This window comes from Microbacterium hydrocarbonoxydans, from assembly GCF_900105205.1.
Lineage (GTDB): Bacteria > Actinomycetota > Actinomycetes > Actinomycetales > Microbacteriaceae > Microbacterium > Microbacterium hydrocarbonoxydans.
This window is the reverse complement of record NZ_FNSQ01000005.1, coordinates 1,452,659-1,474,507: the sequence shown is the minus strand read 5'-3', so window position 1 is coordinate 1,474,507 and position 21,849 is coordinate 1,452,659. Positions and strand designations below refer to the sequence as shown.

At 69.0% G+C, this 21,849-nt stretch carries 22 protein-coding genes and 1 rRNA gene; 4 read left to right on the top strand and 19 right to left on the bottom strand.

The genetic code is table 11. The annotated features are described in order from the left end of the window. Positions 1–12: 12 nt before the first annotated feature. The 4 genes from BLW44_RS07445 (at position 13) to BLW44_RS07430 (ending at position 2,470) form a co-directional block, all read left to right on the top strand. Positions 13–465, top strand: coding sequence for a hypothetical protein (locus BLW44_RS07445; RefSeq protein WP_060927580.1), 453 nt, complete (start codon positions 13–15; stop codon positions 463–465). 123 nt (positions 466–588) lie between these two features. Further along, positions 589–975, top strand: coding sequence for an RNA-binding S4 domain-containing protein (locus BLW44_RS07440; RefSeq protein ID WP_060927579.1), 387 nt, complete (start codon positions 589–591; stop codon positions 973–975). A gap of 38 nt (positions 976–1,013) precedes the next feature. Then, a complete protein-coding gene (locus tag BLW44_RS07435) occupies positions 1,014–1,847 on the top strand; it encodes a DUF222 domain-containing protein (protein ID WP_074731679.1) in 834 nt (277 codons plus the stop codon). Next, on the top strand, positions 1,844–2,470 hold the full coding sequence (locus BLW44_RS07430; protein ID WP_139305250.1) for an HNH endonuclease signature motif containing protein: 627 nt from the start codon (positions 1,844–1,846) through the stop codon (positions 2,468–2,470). The genes BLW44_RS07435 and BLW44_RS07430 overlap by 4 nt, the downstream gene beginning before the upstream one ends. Positions 2,471–2,524: 54 nt before the next feature. On the opposite strand, the gene BLW44_RS07425 is transcribed toward BLW44_RS07430, so the two are convergent. The 19 genes from BLW44_RS07425 to rrf all read right to left on the bottom strand — a co-directional run bounded on the left by BLW44_RS07425 (position 2,525) and on the right by rrf (position 21,823). Then, positions 2,525–3,256 carry a hypothetical protein gene (locus BLW44_RS07425; protein ID WP_139305249.1) on the bottom strand — a complete coding sequence of 244 codons (732 nt, stop codon included), beginning with the start codon at positions 3,254–3,256 and terminating at the stop codon, positions 2,525–2,527. A 44-nt stretch (positions 3,257–3,300) separates the two neighbouring features. Continuing rightward, entirely contained in the window at positions 3,301–4,245 is a 945-nt protein-coding gene (locus tag BLW44_RS07420; protein ID WP_060927576.1) for an NUDIX domain-containing protein, read from the bottom strand. Between the two features lie 356 nt (positions 4,246–4,601). After that, complete coding sequence (der, locus tag BLW44_RS07415; RefSeq protein WP_060927575.1) at positions 4,602–6,122, bottom strand: ribosome biogenesis GTPase Der; 1,521 nt, start codon at positions 6,120–6,122, stop codon at positions 4,602–4,604. Further along, a complete protein-coding gene (gene cmk, locus BLW44_RS07410; RefSeq protein WP_060927574.1) occupies positions 6,115–6,789 on the bottom strand; it encodes a (d)CMP kinase in 675 nt (224 codons plus the stop codon). The genes der and cmk overlap by 8 nt, the downstream gene beginning before the upstream one ends. Then, entirely contained in the window at positions 6,782–7,927 is a 1,146-nt protein-coding gene (locus BLW44_RS07405) for a prephenate dehydrogenase (RefSeq protein ID WP_082724573.1), read from the bottom strand. Before BLW44_RS07405 ends, cmk begins: the two co-directional genes overlap by 8 nt. Continuing rightward, on the bottom strand, positions 7,924–8,712 hold the full coding sequence (locus BLW44_RS07400) for a pseudouridine synthase (protein ID WP_060927573.1): 789 nt from the start codon (positions 8,710–8,712) through the stop codon (positions 7,924–7,926). The genes BLW44_RS07405 and BLW44_RS07400 overlap by 4 nt, the downstream gene beginning before the upstream one ends. Positions 8,713–8,770: 58 nt before the next feature. Continuing rightward, a complete protein-coding gene (gene scpB, locus BLW44_RS07395; protein ID WP_060927572.1) occupies positions 8,771–9,373 on the bottom strand; it encodes an SMC-Scp complex subunit ScpB in 603 nt (200 codons plus the stop codon). Further along, complete coding sequence (locus tag BLW44_RS07390; RefSeq protein ID WP_060927599.1) at positions 9,363–10,211, bottom strand: segregation and condensation protein A; 849 nt, start codon at positions 10,209–10,211, stop codon at positions 9,363–9,365. Before BLW44_RS07390 ends, scpB begins: the two co-directional genes overlap by 11 nt. 31 nt (positions 10,212–10,242) lie before the next feature. Next, positions 10,243–11,076 (bottom strand): ParA family protein, encoded by an 834-nt coding sequence (locus BLW44_RS07385; protein ID WP_056517281.1) that lies wholly within the window; start codon positions 11,074–11,076, stop codon positions 10,243–10,245. 178 nt (positions 11,077–11,254) lie between these two features. Next, positions 11,255–12,157, bottom strand: a complete 903-nt coding sequence (xerD, locus tag BLW44_RS07380; RefSeq protein WP_060927571.1) for a site-specific tyrosine recombinase XerD — start codon at positions 12,155–12,157, stop codon at positions 11,255–11,257. 1 nt (position 12,158) lies between these two features. After that, positions 12,159–12,758: an NUDIX domain-containing protein gene (locus tag BLW44_RS07375; protein WP_060927570.1), complete on the bottom strand. Its 600-nt coding sequence runs from the start codon at positions 12,756–12,758 to the stop codon at positions 12,159–12,161. Positions 12,759–12,772: 14 nt separating this feature from the next. Next, positions 12,773–14,491 (bottom strand): CTP synthase, encoded by a 1,719-nt coding sequence (locus BLW44_RS07370; protein WP_060927569.1) that lies wholly within the window; start codon positions 14,489–14,491, stop codon positions 12,773–12,775. 17 nt (positions 14,492–14,508) lie between these two features. Beyond that, positions 14,509–16,200 (bottom strand): DNA repair protein RecN, encoded by a 1,692-nt coding sequence (recN, locus tag BLW44_RS07365; RefSeq protein ID WP_060927598.1) that lies wholly within the window; start codon positions 16,198–16,200, stop codon positions 14,509–14,511. Continuing rightward, positions 16,197–17,111 carry an NAD kinase gene (locus tag BLW44_RS07360; protein WP_060927568.1) on the bottom strand — a complete coding sequence of 305 codons (915 nt, stop codon included), beginning with the start codon at positions 17,109–17,111 and terminating at the stop codon, positions 16,197–16,199. Before BLW44_RS07360 ends, recN begins: the two co-directional genes overlap by 4 nt. Next, positions 17,108–17,905 carry a TlyA family RNA methyltransferase gene (locus tag BLW44_RS07355; protein ID WP_060927567.1) on the bottom strand — a complete coding sequence of 266 codons (798 nt, stop codon included), beginning with the start codon at positions 17,903–17,905 and terminating at the stop codon, positions 17,108–17,110. The genes BLW44_RS07360 and BLW44_RS07355 overlap by 4 nt, the downstream gene beginning before the upstream one ends. Further along, a complete protein-coding gene (locus tag BLW44_RS17980; protein ID WP_167347478.1) occupies positions 17,902–18,078 on the bottom strand; it encodes a hypothetical protein in 177 nt (58 codons plus the stop codon). The genes BLW44_RS07355 and BLW44_RS17980 overlap by 4 nt, the downstream gene beginning before the upstream one ends. A gap of 164 nt (positions 18,079–18,242) precedes the next feature. Next, on the bottom strand, positions 18,243–19,280 hold the full coding sequence (locus BLW44_RS07350) for an HAD-IIA family hydrolase (RefSeq protein WP_060927566.1): 1,038 nt from the start codon (positions 19,278–19,280) through the stop codon (positions 18,243–18,245). Further along, positions 19,280–21,634 carry a hypothetical protein gene (locus BLW44_RS18220; protein WP_254775121.1) on the bottom strand — a complete coding sequence of 785 codons (2,355 nt, stop codon included), beginning with the start codon at positions 21,632–21,634 and terminating at the stop codon, positions 19,280–19,282. The genes BLW44_RS07350 and BLW44_RS18220 overlap by 1 nt, the downstream gene beginning before the upstream one ends. Positions 21,635–21,706: 72 nt before the next feature. After that, a 5S ribosomal RNA gene (rrf, locus tag BLW44_RS07335) occupies positions 21,707–21,823 on the bottom strand. Between the last annotated feature and the right edge of the window lie 26 nt (positions 21,824–21,849).

Here is a 21,849-nt window from a genome sequence, read left to right as displayed (position 1 = left end):
TAGCGTGGATGCATGAGCGATGAGCACCCGATCAACGACCCCGAACTCGGCACGCTGATCCGCGCGACGACCGAATTGTCTGACGGCACGATCCTCACCCACGACTGGTACGCGGGCAGCATCGAGCTCGACGGCGCCGAGCTCGAGCTCATGATCGAGGGGACGAACGCCGATGACGCGAGCACACTCCTCCCCCACGTCCGCGACACCATCACCGCGCTCCCGGCACTGCGACGGCTCGCGACGTATGCCGTGGTCTCAGCGTTCAGCACCGGCACGCCCGAACCGCACGAACTCGAGGACGCGGCGTCCGATCTGACCCTTGACACGGTCGAGGCATCTGACGACGGGACCATCGTGCTCCACTTCTCCGACACCTGCGGCGAGCACTTCCCCGAAGGCTATTGGCCGGCGGTGCATCTGGGCGCCGACGGCCAGATCACGCAGGTCACCGTCGAATCCTGAGCGGCCCTGTCGAATGCTGCGGCCATACGATGGAGGGATGCAACGCAGCCGCCCGTCCATCGCTCCCTCGCCGGGACCGTTCCGGCGTGGCCCCGTGAGCGACTCGCGCAGAGGAGCCTTGTGATGGCCGACGCCGCACGTGTCGACAGCTGGCTATGGGCGATCCGCGTGTACAAGACGCGCTCCGCGGCGACGACTGCATGCCGCGCCGGGCATGTACGGGTGAACGGCGACAAGGTGAAGGCCGCGCAGCACATCCGCATCGGCGACGAGCTTCGCGTGCGCATCGCCGGCTTCGATCGGATCCTCATCGTGCGCCAGCTGCTCGTCAAGAGGGTGGGGGCACCCCTCGCCGCACTGGCATATGAGGATCGCACGCCGGAGCGGGAGCCGCAGGCAGCTCTCGGCCTCCGTGACCGCGGGGCCGGCCGACCGACCAAGCGCGAACGCCGGGACATCGACAGGCTGCGAGGCCGCCGCCCGGAGGATGACGGTATATACCTGGACTAACCCTCCCACATATCGAACATACGTTCTAAACTCGAGATATGCCGCGGACCACCGATCTCGACCTCGACCTAGAGGAACGCCGCCGCCTGCTCGATGACTGGCTCGAGAAGCGGCGGCAGATCGCCGTGCTCGAGGCCGAGGCGTACGGGCTCCTTGTCGAGCGGATCGCCCTCCACGACGCCGATGTGTCCGACAGCCCTCACCATCGCGATTCGATCTACCGATCCATGATCGCCGAGTACTCCGCAGCCGGACATCTGACGACAGGCTCCGTCGAGTATGGCTTCACCGACGCTCGAACGCTGCACAGGACCATGCCGAATGTGCGTGCCGCGTTCGAAGCGGGGGCCATCACCGCTCGCCACGTCCGTGAGATCGTGCGGGCCGGCGAGATCGTCGATGACGCCGTACGGGCGGGACGCGTGGAGCCGGACACGATGACCCTGTATGAGACGGCCGCTCTCGTGATCGCTGAACAGGACACCGTCGCGCGGACGGGGATCCGCGCGCGGAAGGCCGCTGCAGCGCTCGTCGGTTTGACCGTCGTCGAGAAGCAGCGCAAGGCCACCGATGAGCGTTCAGTCACCGTCAGGTCGGTCGAGGATGGACTCGCCGTGCTCACGGCCATCCTTCCGGAGTGGGTGGCAGTGGCCATCCACGATCGACTCACGCGTATGGCGCGGCAGGTGGCCCGCACTCGCGACGAGCGCGAGCCCGTCCTCGAACCGACGGATGCTCCGGAGGGCTCCCGCCACCTCGACGACTTCTCCCCGAAGACCCGCGTTACGACGCCTACTTCGATGGCGGCATCATCGTCGGCGAGGACGGCACGTTCACCACCGATCCGTTCACCACGCCCGTCGACCCGATGACCGATCCGACGAGTCCCGACATCGAACACCTCGCGGGCGATCAGCGCACGTTCGACCAGATCCGCGCAGACCTTCTCAGCGATCTGCTGCTCGCTGCCGATCCGAGCGCAGTGAACGGCTCCGGACTCGAGCACGTCTCGGCCCGCATCCAGGTGACGGTCGCGGCCAGCACGCTCATCGGCGCCGACGATCGGCCCGCCGAGCTCGACGGCCACGGCCCGCTCGATCCCGAGGTCGCCCGGCGACTGGCCGGCTGCAACGGCGGATGGACTCGGCTCTTCCTCACGCCGACCGGCCTCGTGCGCGAGACAGACTCCTACACCCCGTCGGAGTCGATGCGCCGGTATCTGCGCGCTCGCGACCAGCATTGCCGCTTCCCCGGGTGCAGGATGCCAGTGCATCGCTGCGAGATAGACCACAACCACGACCATGCTCGTGGCGGACGGACGCACGTCGACAACCTGAGCCACTTCTGCAGAACCCATCACTCGCTCAAACATCCCGACATCGACGACCGTCACCGATGGTCCGCCCGGCAGCTGCCCGATGGGACCGTCACCTGGACCAGTCCGCTCGGCAGGTCCTACGCCGACCGACCGCAGCGTCGAGTGATGTTCGTCTGAACGGATGCGTCTGAACGGATGCGTCCGACCGGATTCTTGTGACCCCGTCGAGCGTCAGCCCCGGTCCGACCTGTTTTCGTTTCCCGATTCGTGCCCACGCCCATCGCCCGGTGGTCCGCTCTGGCCCTCGCCCGGTGGTCCGCTCTGGCCCTCGCCCGGTGGAGCACTCTGGCCAGCGCCCGGTCGAGCCGCGGGAGCGCTGCCCGGCCTGACCACACGAGTGTGCTCCGGCGCCACGGCGCGGAGCACGATGTACACGCCGCCGATCAGTGCCGCGGCGATCGCGAAGATCACCGCGAACACCACGATGATCGCGATCGGGAAGACGATCATGAAGAGCGCGTTGAGCGCAGCGATGACGGCAGCAACCCTCAAGGCCCGCCGCGTCACCGCACCGGTGGCGATATCGAAGCGGAGCGTGGGCACGTGCGCGCTCGCCGGCGTGTCCGGACTGGATACCGATTGCGCGCCGGGCTGCGTCCCCGACGGCGCAGCGGGCTGCTCCCCTGCTGATGCGGCCGACCGCGCATCCGTCTGCGTCTCAGGATGCAGATTCGACTGCTTGACCCTCTGCGCGCTGCTCGGAGTCAGCACTGACCACGCACCCGCCCGACCAGCCCGGACCACGGCGACGACGAGCAGGACGAGCGAGATCCAGAACGCGCCGAAAGCGACCGGGTTGTCAACGGGAGAGAGCAGGAAGCGAAGCGGGAAGTACTGGTCGCCGCCGAAGATCGCGAGATGGATGGCGATCGTGCCGACGATGGCTGCTCCGACTCCGACCACGTCACCGACGCGATCGGTCGCGATAGATCGGACCGGCCGTCGCATCAAGTGACCCGGGTATGGCCATCGAGGATGCCCAGCAGCCATCCGGCCGAACGCACCGGAGTCGCCCCCGCCGAGGCGACGCGAGCCTGAAGTTCCCGATCGCTCGTCACCGCGACGACCTGTTGTCCGGCCGAGACGCGACGCGCCACTTCGGCCACGATCTCGTCGTCTCCGGCAGCAGCAGCGCGCACGACTCGCACACCACCTGCAGGCAGCGCTCCGGCGTCTCCATCGGGCGCGGACACGGTGACGTCACGTGCCTGCCCCTCGACCACGAGCGCGACTTCGGGGAACCACGCGGTTCCGCCGAGCTCGAGATCGGCAGCGGGCACGGCGACACCATCCAGTCGCGCCGCAAGCCGTGAGGCCGCGCCTGCCCGGTCCTTCCACCAGCCGTCGGGCACCGACCCGACTACGTTGGCGGCGTCCACGACGAGTGTCGGGCGAACATCGAGAAGATCACGCAGCACAGGCCAGGACCGACAGAAGCCGGGATGCAGCGGGAGGGAGTCGACCTCGTCGACGGCGACCCACGCCAGAGCCACGCTCTCGGGGTCACTGATCACCGGTTCGAACGGCTGCACGACATCAGCGATCACCGTGGTGTACGACCAGATGTCCAGATCGAGGACGCTCGTGAAGCGAGGACGCACCGCGCCATCCGGCACGCCAGCCTCTTCCTGTGCCTCGCGCACAGCGCCGACGATGGCGGTCTCCCCCTCGTGCAGCGCGCCCCCGGGCAGACCCCACGTGCCGCCGAAGTGGCTCCACGACACCCGGTGCTGCAACAGGATGCCCCGCTCCGCATCCACGGCGAGCAGCCCGGCCGCACCGAAACGGCCCCAGTACTTCTCCCCCGACGGCGCCACCACCCAGGCATCACCCGGGTTTCGCGGCCCCGTCGGACGACGCGGTTCACCAGCAGCAGGAGGTACGACAGTCACCCCCTCAGCCTGTCACAGCCTCGAGGCATCGGCACCCGACCGGGACACACGAGGGAACAGCGGAGCCGCCCCGAACAGGAGGAAACAGGACCCGCGCCCCAGACCGGGACCAGCCCCAGCACCAGCGCCCGCACTCGGCCCGGGACCAGCACGGGCACCAGCACCCGCACCCGCCACCGACACCGACACCGACACCGACACCGACACCGACACCTCACCAGCGCCAACCCCGACCCCACCCCCAACACCAACACCAACACCAACACCAACACCAACACCAACACCAGCACCAACACAGACAGAAATGGCTGTGCCCGCACGGATCACCGCGCGGGCACAGCCACCTCAGCTCAGAATCAGCGCTGGCGCTTCTCGCGCACGCGCATGTTGATGACGATGGGCGTGCCGTCGAACTCGTACAGCTCGCGCAGACGGCGCTGGATGAAGCGGCGGTAGCCCGGGTCGAGGAAGCCGGTCGTGAACAGCACGAACGTCGGCGGTCGGGTCGACGCCTGGGTGCCGAACAGGATGCGCGGCTGCTTGCCTCCACGCAGCGGATGCGGGTGCTCAGCGACGAGTTCGGCCAGGAAGGCGTTGAACTTGCCGGTCGGGATACGACGATCCCAGTTCTCGATGGCGGTCTCGAGTGCCGGGACGAGCTTGTCGAGGTGGCGACCGGTCTTGGCCGAGATGTTCACCCGAGGGGCCCAGGCGACATGCGCCAGGTCCTGCTCGATCTCACGCTCGAGGTACCGGCGACGGTCGGCGTTCTCGAGGTCGTCGTCGTTGAGACGGTCCCACTTGTTGAACGCGAGGACGAGCGCACGACCGGACTCGAGGACGAGGTCGATGATCCGCACGTCCTGCTCGCTGATGGTCTCCGAGACGTCGAGCACGACGACCGCGACCTCTGCCTTCTCCAGAGCCGCCGATGTGCGCAGCGAGGCGTAGAAGTCGGCCCCCTGCGCCATGTGCACGCGACGACGGATGCCGGCGGTGTCGACCAGGCGCCACAGCTTGCCGCCGAGCTCGACGATCTCATCGACCGGGTCGCGAGTGGTGCCGGCGAGGTCGTTGACGACGACGCGTTCTTCGCCGGCCGCCTTGTTCAGCAGCGACGACTTGCCGACGTTCGGACGCCCGAGGATAGCGACGCGACGCGGTCCGCCGATCTCGGCCTTGGCCACAGCAGACACATCGGGGAGCGTCTTCAGCAGCGCATCGAGCAGGTCGGCGACGCCGCGACCGTGGATCGCGGAGACCGGGTGCGGCTCGCCGAGACCGAGGTTCCACAGTGCAGCGGCCTCGGGCTCCTGGCGGGCGTCGTCGATCTTGTTCGCGACAAGGAAGACGGGCTTGCCGCTCTTGCGCAGCAGCTTGACGACATGCTCATCGGTCGACGTCGCGCCGACCATCGCGTCGACGACGAACAGCACGACGTCGGCGAGGTCGATCGCGACCTCCGCCTGAGCGGCGACCGAGCGGTCGATGCCGCGGGCGTCTGGCTCCCAGCCGCCGGTGTCGACGAGCGAGAACCGGCGGTCCGCCCACTCGGCCTTGTAGGTCACGCGGTCGCGCGTCACGCCGGGAGTGTCCTCCACGACGGCCTCGCGGCGGCCCAGGATGCGGTTCACGAGGGCGGACTTGCCGACGTTCGGTCGTCCGACGATCGCCACGACCGGCAGAGCGGGGTAGAACTGGATCCCGTCCTCGCCCATGGTGATGCCGGCGAGGAGCGCGGCATCCTCGTCGTCCAGGTCGTAGTCGGCGAGTCCGGCACGCAGCGTCTCCGCGCGCGCCTCGGCGAGCTGCTCGTCGAGCGACTCCATCTTCTCGGCGAGCTGGTCGGGGCCGCCTTCGTATTCGTCGTCAGCCATGGTGTACTCCTCGGATTCGTTCGATCACCGCGAGGACGGCGTCGATGGTCTGTGTGAAATCGAGCTCCGTCGAATCGACGACCTCGACGCCGTCCGCGGCGTTCAGGAAGTCGACGACGGCGCTGTCGGATGCGTCGCGCTTGTGCAATGCGGCGGCGACGGCCTCGGCGTTCTCGCCGGCGAGCTCGCCGGCACGTCGTGCGGCGCGCACCTCGGGTGCGGCCGTGAGCAGGATGCGCACGGGCGCATCCGGCGCAACGACGGTGGTGATGTCGCGGCCCTCGACGACGACGGCCGGGTAGGGCGCCTCCGCGACGAGCGACCGGAAGAGCGTGTTGACCTGCTCGCGCACCTCGGGCACACGGGCGACACCGCTGACGGCGCCGGAGACCGACGGCTCACGGATCGCGTCCGTGACGTCGACTTCTCCGACCGTGACCGTGCGGTCGTCGGGGTCGAGGCCGAGGCGCACGGGGAACTCGGCGACGGCGGCGAGCACCGCATCGGCATCCGCCGTGTCGGCGCCGCGGTCGAGGACGTGCCATGCCAGCGCCCGGTACGCGGAGCCGGTGTCGAGGTAGCCGAAGCCCAGCTTGCGGGCGACGGCCTTGGACACACTCGACTTGCCGGAACCGGCAGGCCCGTCGATCGCGATGAAGTCAGTCATTGGTGGTACCTGCAATCCGCCATCCGCGTTCCTGGAGTCCGGTGATCGCCCCGTGCAATGCCGCAGGGTCGACGCTGATCTCAGCCAGCCCGAACTGCGCGCCGGGCGAGTGCTCGAGACGCAGATCCTCCACGTTCACCCCGAGCTCTCCGAGTTCGCCGAAGAGTCGTCCGAGCTGACCGGCCGTGTCGTCGACCATGACGACGAGCGATTCGAACCGCTGGTTCTGGCCGTGCTTGCCCGGGAGCCGCTCGACACCGTCGTTGCCCTGCCTGATCGTCTCGGCCACCACGCGCCGGGCGCCGGGCGCCTCCGGTGCGCGCAGCGCCTCGGAGACCTCGCGGAGGTCGGCGGCGAGGGCATCGAGGATCTCCACGACCGGCTCCGCATTCGCGCCCAGGATCTGCACCCACAGTTCGGGAGCGGATGCCGCGATGCGCGTCGTGTCGCGTACACCCTGCCCTGACAGGCGCAGCGCGCCCTCATCTGCCACGGCGAGGCGTGCGGCGAGCAGGCTCGCGACGACCTGCGGCACGTGAGAGGTCAGCGCGACCGATCGGTCGTGCTCCTCCGGGGTCATCTCCAGCGGCATCGCCCCGACGTCGAGCGCCAGCGCTTCGACGAGCGAGAGATCGGATGCCGTGGTCTCGGCATCGCGGCAGACGACCCACGGCCGTCCGATGAACAGGTCGGCACGTGCCGAGATCGCTCCCCCGCGTTCACGCCCCGCGAGGGGGTGCGAGCCGATGTACCGGGTGAGGTCGACGCCGCGGCTCTGCAGCGTGCGGAACGGCTCGAGCTTGACGCTCGCCACGTCGGTGACCACGGCATCCGGGAAACGAGCGAGTTCCGCCTCGATGACGTCAGCGGTGACATCCGGCGGCACGGCCACGACGACCAGCGCTGGCGCATCGCCTTCCGTCGCGGCGCGACCGGCGCCGTAGTCGATCGCGAGACGCAGCTGGGCGGGCGAGGTGTCGGCGAGGACCACGTCGATCCCCTTGGCGCGCAGGGCATGCCCGATGCTCGCGCCCAGCAGGCCGGCGCCGACGACGCGGACTGTTCCGGACAGACGGGCGGCGATCCGGGGCGCGCCGGAACTCGGAGTGCCCGCAGGCGCACTCGTCGTATCGGTCACTCGTTCTCCTGCTGCTCGCCTGGCGCCGCGGCGACACCGGAATCACGGCGCGACAGAGTCAAGAGCGCGCCCAGTTCGATTTTAGTCAGTTCGCGGGCCTTCCCAACCGGGAGGGTTCCCAGGTGGAGAGGGCCGAACTGGCGCCGGACGAGCTCGGTGACCGGGTGACCGACCGCCGCGAGCATCCGGCGCACGATGCGATTGCGGCCCGAATGCAGCGTGAGTTCCACGAGGCTGGATCCGCGAGAGGTGTCGAGCAGTCGCGCCTTGTCAGCCGCGATCGGTCCGTCGTCGAGCTCGATGCCCTTCGTGAGCTTCGAGATGGTCTGTGCCGTGACGGCGCCCTCGACCTTCGCGATGTAGACCTTGGTGACCCCGAAGGACGGATGCGCGAGCACGTGCGCGAGCTCCCCGTCGTTTGTCAGCACCAGCAGGCCGCTCGTCTCGGCATCCAGTCGGCCGACGTTGTAGAGGCGCTCCTCGTAGTCCTCGGTGAACCCGCGGAGGTCGGGCCGTCCGTTCTCGTCCCGCATGCTGCTGACCACACCGGTCGGCTTGTTCAGGATCACGTAGCGCTTCGAGACGTCGAGCTGCACGGCAGTGCCGTCGACATCGATCAGGTCGGTCTCCGGATCCACCCGACGCCCGAGTTCCGTCACGGTCTCGCCGTTGACGCGGATGCGCCCTTCGACGATGTACTGCTCGACGACGCGGCGTGAAGCCACGCCCGCCGCCGCCAGTACCTTCTGCAGGCGGACGCCCTCAGGTGCCTCGAAGCCGCTCATCGGATGGTCCCTTCATGGAAGCTGGAGTGTGGAGAGGACGGACGCGCGCATGTCGCGCTCACCGGATGGTCCCCTCATCGAAGCCGTCTGCGCCGTCATCGAGCAGCGGAGAGATCGGGGGCAGCTCGTCGAGCGAGTTGATACCCAGGTGCTGCAGCAGCGCATCGGTGGTGCCGTAGTTGATCGCGCCGGTCTCGGAATCCGCGAAGAGCTCGGTGATGAGTCCGCGCGCGAGCAGCGTGCGCACCACGGAGTCCACGTTCACCGCACGGATGGAGGCCACCTGGCTGCGCGTCACCGGCTGCTTGTACGCGATGACGGCGAGAGTCTCGAGAGCGGCCTGCGACAGTCGTGCCGGCGCCTGCCCGCCGACGAACTCGGCGACCACGTCGTCGTGGTCCTCACGGACGTACAGCCGCCATCCGCCGCCGACCTCGCGCAGCTCGAATCCGCGGCGCGGCCCCTGCCCCTTGCCGTCGTAGTCGTCGACGAGTGTCTCGATCGTCTGTCGTACGGCTGCGACCGGCGACCCCACCGCCGCGGCGAGAGCGACGAGGCCGATCGGCTCGTCGATGATCAGCAGGATCGCTTCGATCCGCTCGGAGAGAGGCGTCTCGCGCCCGACCTCTTCCGCAACCACATCTGTCATGTCATCGGTCATAGTCGGCTCCCAGGGATGCCAGTGTCTCGTCCGACCAGGAGTCGGCTGCCCAGCGGAGCGTCAGCTCGCCGAGGGGTTCCAGTTGTTCGAAGGAGAGCGCCGCGTGGCGGTACAGCTCCAGGACGGAGATGAAGCGGGCCACGACGATCCCCGGCTCGCTCACCCCAGCTACCAGCTCGCGGAAGCTCACCGACTCGGCGGTGCGCAGCAGCGTCACGACGATGGCGGCCTGCTCGCGGATGCTGACGAGCGGTGCGTGCAGGTGGTCGAGCCCGACGTGCGGGATCTCCTTCGGCGCGAAGGCCAGCAGAGCCAGAGCGGCGAAGTCGTCGACGCTCAGCGACCAGACGAGCTCCGGCGTCTTCCGGCGGTGCTTCTCGTCGAGGCGCACCGCGCGCACATGACGCCGATCCTCACGCTGCAGGCACCGGGCGAACCAGGCCGAGACCTCCTTGAAGGCGCGGTACTGCAGGAGGCGCGCGAACAGCAGGTCTCGGGCCTCGAGCAGCGCGACCGCCTCAGCATCCACCAGCTCGCCCTGCGGCAGGAGGCCGGCGACCTTCATGTCGAGGAGAGTCGCTGCGACCACGAGGAACTCCGACGCCTGATCGAGCTCCTCGTCGTCGTCCAACTCCTTGAGGTAGGCGATGAACTCATTCGTGACGGCGCTCAGCGACACCTCGGTGATGTCCATCTCGTGCTTCGAGATGAGGGTCAGCAGCAGATCGAACGGGCCGTCGAAGTTCGACAGCGAGACCCGGAATCCGGCGTCATCCGCGGACTCGATCTCAGCAGCAGTCTCAGGCTCGGCAGCAGTCTCGGTCTCAGCAGCCGGCACGGCCGCAGCAGGTGTCTCTGACGGCTCGAGGTCAGGCGACAGCGCCACGGGCTACCAGCTCCCGCGCCAGCCGCAGGTAGGCCTGGGCGGCGGCGTGCTCCGGAGCGAACTCGGTGATGGGCACACCGGAGACCGATGCGTCGGGGAACTTGACGGTGCGACCGATCACGGTCTCGAGCACGTCGTCGCCGAACGCCTCGACCACGCGTTCCAGCACCTCGCGCGAGTGCAGCGTGCGCGGGTCGTACATGGTGGCGAGCAGGCCGTCCATCGTGATCGACGGGTTGAGTCGGTCGCGGACCTTGTCGATGGTCTCGATCAGCAGAGCGACCCCGCGCAGGGCGAAGAACTCGCACTCGAGCGGGATGATCACGCCGTGGGCGGCGGTGAGCGCGTTGACCGTGAGGAGGCCGAGCGACGGCTGGCAGTCGATGAGGATGACGTCGTACTCGCCCGCGACCTGACGGAGCACCCGCGCGAGGATCGTCTCCCTTGCGACCTCGTTGACGAGGTGCACCTCTGCAGCGGAGAGGTCGATGTTCGCGGGCATCACGTCGAGGCCCTCTACTCCGGAGTGCACGATCGCGTCGTGGGCGTCGCGCTTGGTGTCGAGGAGCAGGTCGTAGATCGTCGGCACGTCGTGCGTCTGGATGCCGAGACCGGCCGACAGCGCACCCTGCGGATCGAAGTCGACGGCCAGCACCTTGCGGCCGTACTCGGCGAGGGCTGCGGCGAGGTTGATCGAGGTGGTCGTCTTCCCGACCCCGCCCTTCTGGTTGCACAGCGCGATGATGCGGGCCGGCCCGTGCGAGGCGAGCGGTTCGGGGGTCGCGAAGCCGTGATAGGGACGCCCGGTGGGTCCCATGGGGGTGTCGTCGGTCTTCGACGTCTTCGCCCTGGACTTCGCCGCGTTCTCAGCCACCGATTCTCCTGCTCGTTTCGTGCTTGATCGAGTCTAGCGATCGCCCGCCTGGATCGACGCCTCACGCCCGGCGATCCCGGGTTTTCGCCCCGTGCCTGAGTGCCAGGACGAACTGCGGCGCTCAGCGAGCGCGCGGATGCGAGGTCGCGTAGATGTCGCGCAGCGTGTCGACCGAGACGTGCGTGTAGATCTGGGTGGTGGCCACCGACGCGTGCCCCAGCAGCTCCTGGACGACGCGCACGTCGGCGCCGCCCTGCAGCAGATGTGTCGCGAACGAATGGCGAAGGGTGTGCGGCGAGACCTCGCTGGTGATCTGCGCACCCTCCGCGGCCGCGCGGATCACGAGCCACGCGCTCTGCCGCGACAGGGGTGCTCCTCGCGCTCCGAGGAACAGCCGCGCGGACGCTCGCCCCTTCGCCGCGAGTCCCGGACGCACCCGGGTGAGATAGGCGTCGACGGCCGAGCGGGCGAACGACCCGATCGGCACGATCCGCTCCTTCGAGCCCTTGCCTCGCAGCCGCAGCACGTCGCCGTGGGCGAGGTCGTCGACATCCAATCCGACCGCCTCGGAGACTCGCGCCCCGGTCGCGTACAGCAGCTCCAGCAGGGCCCGGTCCCGAATGCCCAGCGGGTCCTCCGCCGAGGGCGCGGCGAGCAGCCGCTCGACCTGGTCGATCGTCAGCGCCTTGGGCAGGCGCTGCGGCGCTTTGGGCGGGCGCAGCCGGCCGCTGGGGTCGTCATCCTCGATGCCCTCCCTGGCGAGGAAGCGGTGCCACCCGCGCACGGAGGACTGCATCCGCGCCAGGCTCGTGGCCGCCGGAGCGGGCTCCGCGCCGGCGCGATCGGCGATGAAGCGACCGACCACCGCCGCGGTGACCTCGGCGGTGTCCGTGATGCCGTCGGCCGCGAGCCATTCCCGGTAGGCGGCGAGATCGCGACGGTAGGCGGCGATGGTGTGCTCGCTGAGCCCGCGCTCGATCGTGACGTGGCGCAGATACGTGTCCAGCGCACGGTCGAGCTGCATCTCAGCCTCGGTCGCGCAGCCTCTGCGCGGCCGCCAGGACGCCGATGCTCAGGATGCCGTTGCGCATCCGTCCCTCGAGCACCGCTCGCACCGCGGCATCCAGGGGCACCCATTCGACGCGGATGTCGGCTTCTTCGTCCTCACGGGCGTGGGCGGAGTCGGCCGCGGAGATCCCGGTCGCGAGGAAGATGTGGATCTCCTCGTCGTTGCCCCCGGGGGTGGTCCAGGACGATACGAGCGGCTCCCAGTGCGTGGCGACGAGGTCGGCCTCCTCCGCGAGCTCGCGCTGAGCAGCCATGACAGGCTCCTCCCCCGCGACGTCGAGCAGGCCGGCCGGCAATTCCCAGTCACGGTGGCGGATCGGATGCCGGTACTGCTGGATCAGCAGCACACGGCCGTCGTCGTCGAGAGCCAGGATCGCGACCGCGCCGGTGTGCGCGACGTACTGGCGACGGATCTCTCCGTCGCCGTACCGCACTCGGTCGTCGCGGACGTTCCAGACGACGCCCTCGAACGCGACCTCGCTGCTGAGCACCTCAGGGTCGAAGGGCTCGTCGCGCAGGTCGTCGAACTCGGGCATGCGCTCGTCGGACTCAGACATCGGCTTCGCCGTACTCACGCATCGGCTTCGCTGAAGTCGGCATCGGCTTCGACGTCGAACAGCTCGCTCGAACGGTGCCGCTCGATGGCGGCTCCGACGAGGCCGCGGAACAGCGGGTGCGGGTCGGTCGGACGCGAGCGCAGCTCCGGGTGGGCCTGGGTCGCGATGTAGTACGGGTGCACATCGCGCGGCAGCTCGACGAACTCGACGAGATCGAGGTCGGGGTTCAGGCCCGAGAAGACCAGCCCTGCGTCGGAGAGGCGCGTGCGATAGGCGTTGTTGACCTCGTAACGGTGACGGTGACGCTCGGATGCCTCGGCCGCGCCGTACAGCTCGCGGGCCAGCGAACCCTCCGCCAGGGCCGCCTGGTAGAGGCCCAGGCGCATCGTGCCGCCCAGGTCGCCGCCGTCGAGGATCTCGATCTGCTCTGCCATCGTCGCGATCACGGGCTCGGTGGTCTCCGGGTCGAACTCGCTCGACGACGCGTCGGCGATGCCGGCGACATCCCGCGCGTACTCGATGACCATGCACTGCAGACCCAGGCACAGTCCGAGGGTCGGGATGCCCTGCTCGCGGGCGAACTTCAGTGCGCCCAGCTTGCCTTCGATGCCGCGGATCCCGAAGCCGCCGGGAACGCAGATGCCGTCGAGAGCGGCGAGCTGCTCGCGCGCACCCTCCGGGGTCTCGCAACGGTCAGAGGGGATCCAGCGGATGTTGACCTTGGTCTCCTGCGCGAAACCGCCGGCCTTGAGCGCCTCGGTGACCGACAGGTAGGCGTCGGGGAGGTCGATGTACTTGCCGACGAGTCCGATCGTGACCTCGTGCTTGGGGTTGTGCACCGCGTGCAGGACCTTGCTCCAGCGCGACCAGTCGACCTCTTCCGCGGCCTTTCGGTCGAGGCCGAGGCGGCGGACGATGTACGAGTCCAGGCCCTGGTCGTTGAGCGTCGAGGGGATGTCGTAGATGCTCGGCAGGTCGACCGTGTTGATGACGCCCTCGGCGTCGACATCGCACATCAGGGCGATCTTGTTGCGGTTGCTCTCGCTGACCGGGCGATCGCTGCGCAGCACGAGCGCATCCGGCTGGATGCCGACCTGGCGGAGAGCTGCGACCGAGTGCTGCGTCGGCTTGGTCTTCTGCTCGCCGGACGCGCCCATGAACGGCACGAGCGAGACGTGGACGAAGAACACGCTGTCACGGCCGAGCTCGTGACGCAGCTGGCGGGCGGACTCGAGGAACGGCTGCGACTCGATGTCACCGACGGTTCCGCCGACCTCGGTGATGATGACGTCGGGGCGCGGGTCCTCGGTGGCCTGCAGACGCATGCGGCGCTTGATCTCGTCCGTGATGTGCGGGATGACCTGCACGGTGTCGCCGAGGTACTCGCCGCGACGTTCGCGGGCGATGACCTGCGAGTAGATCTGGCCGGTCGTGACGTTCGCGGCCTGGGACAGGTTGATGTCGAGGAAGCGCTCGTAGTGGCCGATGTCGAGATCGGTCTCGGCTCCGTCATCCGTGACGAACACCTCACCGTGCTGGAACGGGTTCATCGTTCCCGGATCGACGTTCAGATACGGGTCGAGCTTCTGCATCACGACGCGGAGTCCGCGGGCGGTGAGGAGGTTGCCGAGGCTTGCGGCAGTGAGCCCCTTACCCAAAGACGAAACGACACCACCCGTCACAAAGATGTGCTTGGTCGTGTCGTTCTTGGGCCCCGCAGAAGAAGAGTTCATCACGGGCTTCGATCCTATCAGTCGCCGGAGGTGCCGAGGGTGAGAAGTTCCCTGGCGTGGGTGAGAGCAGCATCCGAATCGGCGAGTCCCGAGAGCAGACGAGCCATCTCGGCCTCGCGTTCGGGGCCGTCCAGACGGCGGACACTGGATGCGGTGACCGCGCCGTCGTTGGATTTGACGACCGAAAGATGATTGGTGGCGAACGCGGCGACCTGCGCGAGATGCGTCACGGCGATGACCTGCGACTTCTCTGCGAGCCGGGCGAGTCGTCGGCCCACCTCGATCGCAGCGGCGCCGCCGATGCCGGCGTCGACCTCGTCGAACACGAACGTCGGCACGGGGTCGGTGCCCGCGATGACGACCTCGATCGCGAGCATCACCCGGGAGAGCTCTCCGCCGGATGCCCCCTTCCCGACCGAGCGCGGCTCGGCACCAGGGTGCGGGGCGAGGAGGATCGCGACGTCGTCCCGACCATGCGTGCTCTCGGATCCCGGAGTGACGGCGACCTCGAGCCTGGCATCGGGCATCGCGAGCGCATGCAGCTCCTCGCTCACGGCCACGCCCAGCCGGCGGGCGGCCTCCGTGCGCTCGCTCGTGAGAGCGTCGGCCTTCGCGTCGAGCTCGGCGCGCGCGGCATCCCGCTCGGCTTCGAGATTCACGAGCCGCTCATCGTCGTCGTCGAGCTCCGCGAGCCGCGTCGAACCCGTCTGCCAGAGCTTCAGTGCGTCATCCAGCGAGCCGTGGGCACGGATCAGCGTGCCGAGCGCCGCCCGGCGCTCCTCGACTGCTGCGAGTTCATGCGGGCCGGACTCGTCGAGGTCGGCGAGGTAGGTCGACAGCTGCACCGCGACGTCGGCGATGCGATAGCCGATGTCGGCGAGCGTCTCCGAGACCTCGGTCAGGGATGCATCCGAGACGCGCTCGAGCGCGCGGCGGGCCTCGGCGACGAGTACGGAGGCATCCGGTTCGCCCTCTTCGTTCGACAGCGCGCCGTGGGCGAGGGAGGCGGCGAGCCGTAGCTCCTCGGCGTTCGCGAGGCGCTCGGCACGCGCGGCGAGTGCGACGTCTTCGCCGGGCTCCGGTGCGGCGGCCTCGATGAGCGCCAATGCCTCGCGCAACCGGGTCGCCTCCTCGGCACGGCGATCACGGTTCTCGGTGATGTCGGTGATCTCGGCGTCCAGCGCACGCCACCGCTCGAACGCCGCTCCGTACGCCTCCAGCGCCGACGCGATGGGAGCCCCGCCGAAGCGGTCGAGGGCGTCGCGCTGTGCGGCAGAGGAGCGCAGGCGGAGCTGCTCGGACTGCCCGTGCACGACGACGAGCTCCTCAGCGAGGGCGGACAGCACGCCGGCGGGAGCAGCGCGGCCACCGACGCTGGCGCGGCTGCGGCCTTCGGCGCTGAGCGTGCGCGAGACGTAGAGCTCGGCAGAGCCCGAGCCTGCGGGCTCCAGCTCTCCCCCGGCATCGGAGACGATGTCGGCGACGTCCCCCGTCTCCGGGACGATCCACACGCCGGCGACCGAGGCCTGGTTCGCACCGGCTCGCACCGCGCCCGAATCGGCACGCTGGCCGAGCAGCAGTCCGAGTCCCGTGACCACCATGGTCTTGCCGGCGCCGGTCTCACCCGTGATGGCGGTGAACCCCGCGCCGAGGGGCAGCACGGCGTCGGCGATGACGCCGAGGCCCTGCATCCGCATCTCCTCGATCATGACGTCGCCCCCTGCCCGCGCCACCCGGCGACCGGCAGTTGGAACTTGCGCACCAGGCGGTTGGTGAAGGCGGTCGGATGCAGGCGTGCGAGCCGCACCGGGCGCGACGAGCGTCGCACCACGACGCGCGCACCGGGAGGAAGATCGTGTGACCGTCGACCGTCGCACCAGAGGATGCCCGCACCGGAGGTGCCCTCGAGCATCTCGATGGCGACTGCGGCGTCCGGACTCACGACGAGCGGCTTCGCGAAGAGCGCATGGGCCGACAGCGGGACGACGGCGATCGCTTCGACGCGCGGCCAGATGACGGGTCCGCCCGCCGAGAAGTTGTAGGCCGTGGAGCCGGTCGGCGTGGAGACGACCATGCCGTCGCAGCCGAAGCTCGACAGCGGCAGTCCGTCGATCTCGAGGACGATCTCGATCATGCGCTCGCGGCTGGCCTTCTCGACGGTCGCCTCGTTCAGCGCGAAGGTCTCGTAGACGACGGTGCCGTCGACGTCCTTGACGCGCACGGACAGGGCCAGCCGCTCCTCGACCGTGTAGTCGCGGGCGATGACCCGGCGCACAGCGGCATCCATGTCATCGCGATCGATCTCGGCGAGGAATCCGACGTGCCCCATGTTGATGCCGAGCACCGGCGCCGCGCAGCCGCGCACCAGCTCTGCCGCGCGGAGGATCGTGCCGTCGCCGCCGAGCACGATCGCGAGTTCGAGCTCCTCCTGCTGCACGGTGTCGCCGAGCACGTCGACATCGGCGAAGTGCGCATCGACGGCCTGCAGGTCGAGACTGTCGTCGGCGGCGAGGACCGGGCGTGCGCCGGCGCTGCGCAGTTCGTCGACCACGCGTCTGGCTGCGGCCACGGTCTCGTCCCGGCCGGCGTGAGCGACGACCAGGATGTTGCGCTCGTTCATCGTCTCCCTGCCAGTGCGTTGATGCGGTCCGACCATTCTGACGGATCACTGCCGCGTCCCGGCGCGAGGTGCAGGAGATACTCCGAGTTGCCGTGCGTGCCGAGGATCGGCGATGCGAGGATTCCGAGCATCCCGAGTCCCGCGTCCCAGGCGCTCCACGCGGTGCGGGCGACGGCGTCGGCGCGCGTGGCCGGGTCGGTGACGAGGCCGCCGCGCACCGCGGTTCGCCCCACCTCGAACTGAGGCTTCACGAGCAGGATGATGTCGGCGCCGGGCGCCGCGACGCTCGCGATGGCGGGGAGCACGAGTTCGAGGGAGATGAACGAGAGGTCGCCGACCACGAGTTCGGGGGCCGAAGCCTCACCGGTGACGCTCTGCAGATTCTCGGGCGTCATGTGGCGGACATTGAAGCCTTCGACGACCACCACGGCGGGGTCGGCTGCGACGGCCGGTGCCATCTGGTCATGACCCACGTCGACGGCCAGCACACGACGCGCGCCCCGTTCGCGGAGCACCTGCGTGAAGCCGCCGGTGGACGCCCCCATGTCCAGGGCGAGGCGCCCCTCGACCGGGACGGCGAAACCGTCGAGCGCGGCGATCAGCTTGTGCGCGCCTCGTCCGACGTAGTGATCGGCCCCCGCGACGCTGAGCTCCGAGGTGTCGGCGACGGAGGTGGATGCCTTCACGACCGGTCGCCCGTCGACGCTCACCAGTCCGTCGGCGATGAGTGTGGCCGCATGGGTGCGCGAACGGGCGAGTCCTCGCGCGGCGAGGGCGGCATCGAGTCGTGTCATCGGGCGCCCGGCGCGTCGCGCTGGTCGAGCTTGGCTCCGCTGTCGAGGCGGCGGGAGAGCTCGTCGTGCAGTCCGGAGTACGCGCCTGCTCTGGCAGCGAGCGGCTGCCCCTCGATCAGGCGCAGCCGACTCCACAGACCGTCGGTCGGTGCGTTCGTCGTCTCTTCGCTCACGGTTCTACTGTACGCGGCGGGGCCGACGCGTCGGCGGAGCCACGGCGCACGCGCGCGTGCTCGCATCGCGTGGTGCGCGGTCCGGCGCAGCCGGCGTCACTTGCCCAGGGAGGCAGCCTGCACCCCCCGTTCACCGCTCCCCGGGTTATCCGGGAAGAGCGGGATCAGGGACGGTGGAAGGGGTCGTCGTAGAGCCGTTCGGGGACGCGCAGCACGAAAACCGGCGTACCCGACGCCCAGATCGCGGCCGCTCCCGCACGGAGGAGGTCGATCTGCGAGTCACCCTCGGCGACGATCTCGACATCGGCACCGGATACTCGCACCGCCGCGCCGTTGACCGAATGCACGCCGTCCTTGACGGTGACCGTCGGGTATGGCTCATGGAGCTCACGCAGGTCGCTGAGGATGTACGTGGGACGCGAGCCCTCGGGCGCCGCCAGGACGTGCTTCGGCCGGTCGATGCCCGTGAGCACCAATGCCGAGTCGATCCCCGCCCGCACGGCGCCGAGGATGTCGGTGTCGAGGCGGTCGCCGATGAAGAGCGGCTTCCGAGCGCCGAAGCGTTCCGTCGCCTCCTCGAAGATCGGCGTCTCCGGCTTGCCCGCCACCGTGGCCAGTCGGCCGATGGCCGTGTGCACAGCGGAGACGAGTGTGCCGTTGCCCGGCGCGACGCCACGCTCGCGAGGGATCGTCCAGTCGGTGTTGGTCGCGATCCAGGGGATGCCACCCTCTTCTTCCGGGACCTTCAGCGCGAACGCCGCCTCGGCGAGGTCGGTCCAGGCCACTTCGGGGGCGAAACCCTGCACCACGGCATCCGGAGCATCATCGGCACTGCGGGTGACGGTGTATCCCGCCTTCTCCGCCTCGTCGACGAGGCCGGCGCCACCGACGATGAGCAGCGTCGCAGGCGGCGGCACGATGTCTGCCAGCAGCCGCATGGCCGCCTGGGGGCTCGTGATGACATCCGCCGGTGCGACGTCCAGACCGAGACTCGTGAGATGCTCGGCGACGGAGGCATCCGTGCGCGACGCGTTGTTCGTGATGTAGCCCAGCCGTGCCGTGACGGCGGCCGCATTCAGGCTCTCCACCGCGTGGGGCAGGGCACCGGGACCCGCGTATACGACACCGTCGAGATCGGCCAGGACGGCGTCGACTCCGTCGAGCGGAGTCGACGCCATGGCCTTCTTGGAGAACAGCCCCACTACGCCTCCTCGGACGTACCCGAAGCGCGACGGTCACCGTCGGTGCTGTCGGTGCTGTCGGTGCTGTCAGCGCTGTCCTCGGTGGCCGCCTCGTAGACGTCTTCGCCCAGCAGTTCGCGCACCTCGTCGTCGATCGACGGCTCGGACTCGATCGAGGGCTCCGCCTCGATTGCGTCCTCGGGAGCATCGACCGCTTCAGCGCCCTCGGCGGCGACCGGCGCACCGTCGGCGTCGCTCGCGTCGTCGGCGTCGTCTGCGTCGTCTGCGTCGGCGGCATCGGGGGCATCGGATGCGTCGTCTGCGTCATCTGCGGCATCTGCGTCGAGCGTCTCGATACGGTTGCCATCCGCGGCCGGCTCAACGCCCTCGGTCTCATCGTCGGACTCGCCCTCGATCAGGCCGTCCTCGATGATGATCTCCTCGTCGCCTGCCTCGTCGACGCCGAGCGCCTCCGCGGCGACCTCGGCACGGTGTGCCCAGAACTCGGCCTCGTCGGTGCGTCCGAGATCCTCGAGCACGGCAGCGCGGGCCGCGAACAGCGCCGGGCTCCACTCGAAAGCGCGGTCCGGATCGAGCTCGGGGATCTCGAGCTCGCCGAGCGCGAGTTCGAGGTCGCCCTGGTCGAGCCGCGCTCCGGACATCGCGATCGCGAGGGACACACGGACCGGTGTCGGCAGCGTTGTGCGATCGACCGCACGACCCGTCTCCAGGGCACGGTCGGGACGCCCGATACCGCGCTCGCTGTCGACCATCAGTGCGATCTGGTCGTCCTTGCCCGAGATGCGACGGTAGGTACGCAGCTCGCGCAGCGCAAGTGCGAAGTCCTCCGTGGCGTAAGCGGTGATTCCCAGCGTCTCGCGCACGATGGCGATACGGCCGGCGCGACGGGATGCTGCGAGGGCGTGCTCATGCGCCAGTGCGGGATCCTCGTCGATCAGACGTGATGCCATCGCGAGATGACGTGCGACCAGTTCGGCGTTCTCCTTGCTGAGCGTCTTCAGCTCGTTACGCGCAGACGTGTGCAGATCGCGTGCCGTGACCTCGTCAGGGATGTGCGGGTCATTGAAGCGCGGGCGATCGCCGGATGCCTGAATGGGCCGCTCGCGACCCTCTCCCCCGCGCTGCGGGTAGGAGCGGGACGAGCCACGTTCCGGAGCGCCACCACGGGAATCGCGGTTGTCGCGGTTGTAGCCACCGGTGCGGGGAGCGCCACCATCACGGCTGTCACGGTTGTAGCCACCGGTGCGGGGAGCACCACCGTCACGGCTGTCACGGTTGTAGCCACCCGAGCGCGGAGCACCACCGTCACGGCTGTCACGGTTGTAGCCACCCGAGCGCGGAGCACCACCGTCACGGCTGTCGCGGTTGTACCCACCAGTGCGCGGAGCACCACCGTCACGGTTGTCACGGTTGTACCCACCCGAACGCGGAGCACCACCGTCACGGTTGTCACGGTTGTACCCACCCGAACGCGGAGCACCACCGTCACGGTTGTCACGGTTGTACCCGCCAGTGCGGGGTGCGCCGCCATCGCGGTTGTCGCGGTTGTACCCGCCAGTGCGGGGTGCGCCACCGTCACGGTTGTCACGGTTGTACCCGCCAGTGCGGGGTGCGCCACCGTCACGGTTGTCACGGCCCGAGCGCGGAGCGCCACCGTCGCGGTTGTAGCCACCCGAGCGCGGAGCACCACCGTCACGGCTGTCGCGGTTGTAGCCACCCGAGCGAGGAGCACCTCCGTCACGGCTGTCGCGGTTGTAGCCACCCGAGCGCGGAGCGCCACCGTCACGGTTGTAGCCACCAGTGCGGGGTGCGGCACCATCACGGTTGTCACGGTTGTAGCCACCCGAACGCGGAGCGCCACCGTCACGGCTGTCACGGTTGTAACCACCCGAACGCGGAGCACCACCATCACGGTTGTCACGGTTGTAACCACCCGAGCGAGGAGCACCACCATCACGGTTGTAGCCACCAGTGCGCGGTGCGGCACCATCACGGTTGTCACGGTTGTAGCCACCCGAACGCGGAGCGCCACCGTCACGGCTGTCACGGTTGTAACCACCCGAGCGCGGAGCGCCACCATCACGGTTGTAACCACCCGAGCGCGGAGCGCCACCATCACGGTTGTAGACGCCAGTGCGCGGAGCGCCACCATCACGGTTGTCGCGGTTGTAACCACCCGAACGCGGAGCGCCACCATCACGGTTGTCACGGTTGTAGCCACCCGTACGGGGTGCGCCGCCGTCGCGACGCGGCCCTCCCGTGCGGTTCTGATCGGGACGTCCTCCGGAGGGGCGCTGACCGCGCGATCCATTGTCGTCGTTGCGACGCGGACGGCGCTCTTCCTCTTCCGGCATGATGCTCCCTGTTCTCGATGTTGTTAACGCAAAATGGCCACCCAACGATGGGTGGCCATTTGCTTAAAAGAAGTCCGGCGGTGTCCTACTCTCCCACAGGGTCCCCCCTGCAGTACCATCGGCGCTGTGAGGCTTAGCTTCCGGGTTCGGAATGTAACCGGGCGTTTCCCTCACGCTATGGCCGCCGAAACACTATTGATGTTTCAATCAAACAC

Coding starts and splice junctions, on each gene's coding strand:
- BLW44_RS07435 (WP_074731679.1), top strand. CDS start 1,014: ATGCCGCGGACCACCGATCTCGACCTCGACCTAGAGGAACGCCGCCGC.
- cmk (WP_060927574.1), bottom strand. CDS start 6,789: ATGACTGACTTCATCGCGATCGACGGGCCTGCCGGTTCCGGCAAGTCG.
- BLW44_RS07445 (WP_060927580.1), top strand. CDS start 13: ATGAGCGATGAGCACCCGATCAACGACCCCGAACTCGGCACGCTGATC.
- BLW44_RS07385 (WP_056517281.1), bottom strand. CDS start 11,076: ATGGGACCCACCGGGCGTCCCTATCACGGCTTCGCGACCCCCGAACCG.
- BLW44_RS07360 (WP_060927568.1), bottom strand. CDS start 17,111: ATGAACGAGCGCAACATCCTGGTCGTCGCTCACGCCGGCCGGGACGAG.
- BLW44_RS07440 (WP_060927579.1), top strand. CDS start 589: ATGGCCGACGCCGCACGTGTCGACAGCTGGCTATGGGCGATCCGCGTG.
- BLW44_RS07400 (WP_060927573.1), bottom strand. CDS start 8,712: ATGAGCGGCTTCGAGGCACCTGAGGGCGTCCGCCTGCAGAAGGTACTG.
- scpB (WP_060927572.1), bottom strand. CDS start 9,373: ATGACCGATGACATGACAGATGTGGTTGCGGAAGAGGTCGGGCGCGAG.
- BLW44_RS07430 (WP_139305250.1), top strand. CDS start 1,844: ATGACCGATCCGACGAGTCCCGACATCGAACACCTCGCGGGCGATCAG.
- recN (WP_060927598.1), bottom strand. CDS start 16,200: ATGATCGAGGAGATGCGGATGCAGGGCCTCGGCGTCATCGCCGACGCC.
- BLW44_RS07375 (WP_060927570.1), bottom strand. CDS start 12,758: ATGTCTGAGTCCGACGAGCGCATGCCCGAGTTCGACGACCTGCGCGAC.
- BLW44_RS07370 (WP_060927569.1), bottom strand. CDS start 14,491: ATGAACTCTTCTTCTGCGGGGCCCAAGAACGACACGACCAAGCACATC.
- xerD (WP_060927571.1), bottom strand. CDS start 12,157: ATGCAGCTCGACCGTGCGCTGGACACGTATCTGCGCCACGTCACGATC.
- BLW44_RS18220 (WP_254775121.1), bottom strand. CDS start 21,634: ATGCCGGAAGAGGAAGAGCGCCGTCCGCGTCGCAACGACGACAATGGA.
- der (WP_060927575.1), bottom strand. CDS start 6,122: ATGGCTGACGACGAATACGAAGGCGGCCCCGACCAGCTCGCCGAGAAG.
- BLW44_RS07355 (WP_060927567.1), bottom strand. CDS start 17,905: ATGACACGACTCGATGCCGCCCTCGCCGCGCGAGGACTCGCCCGTTCG.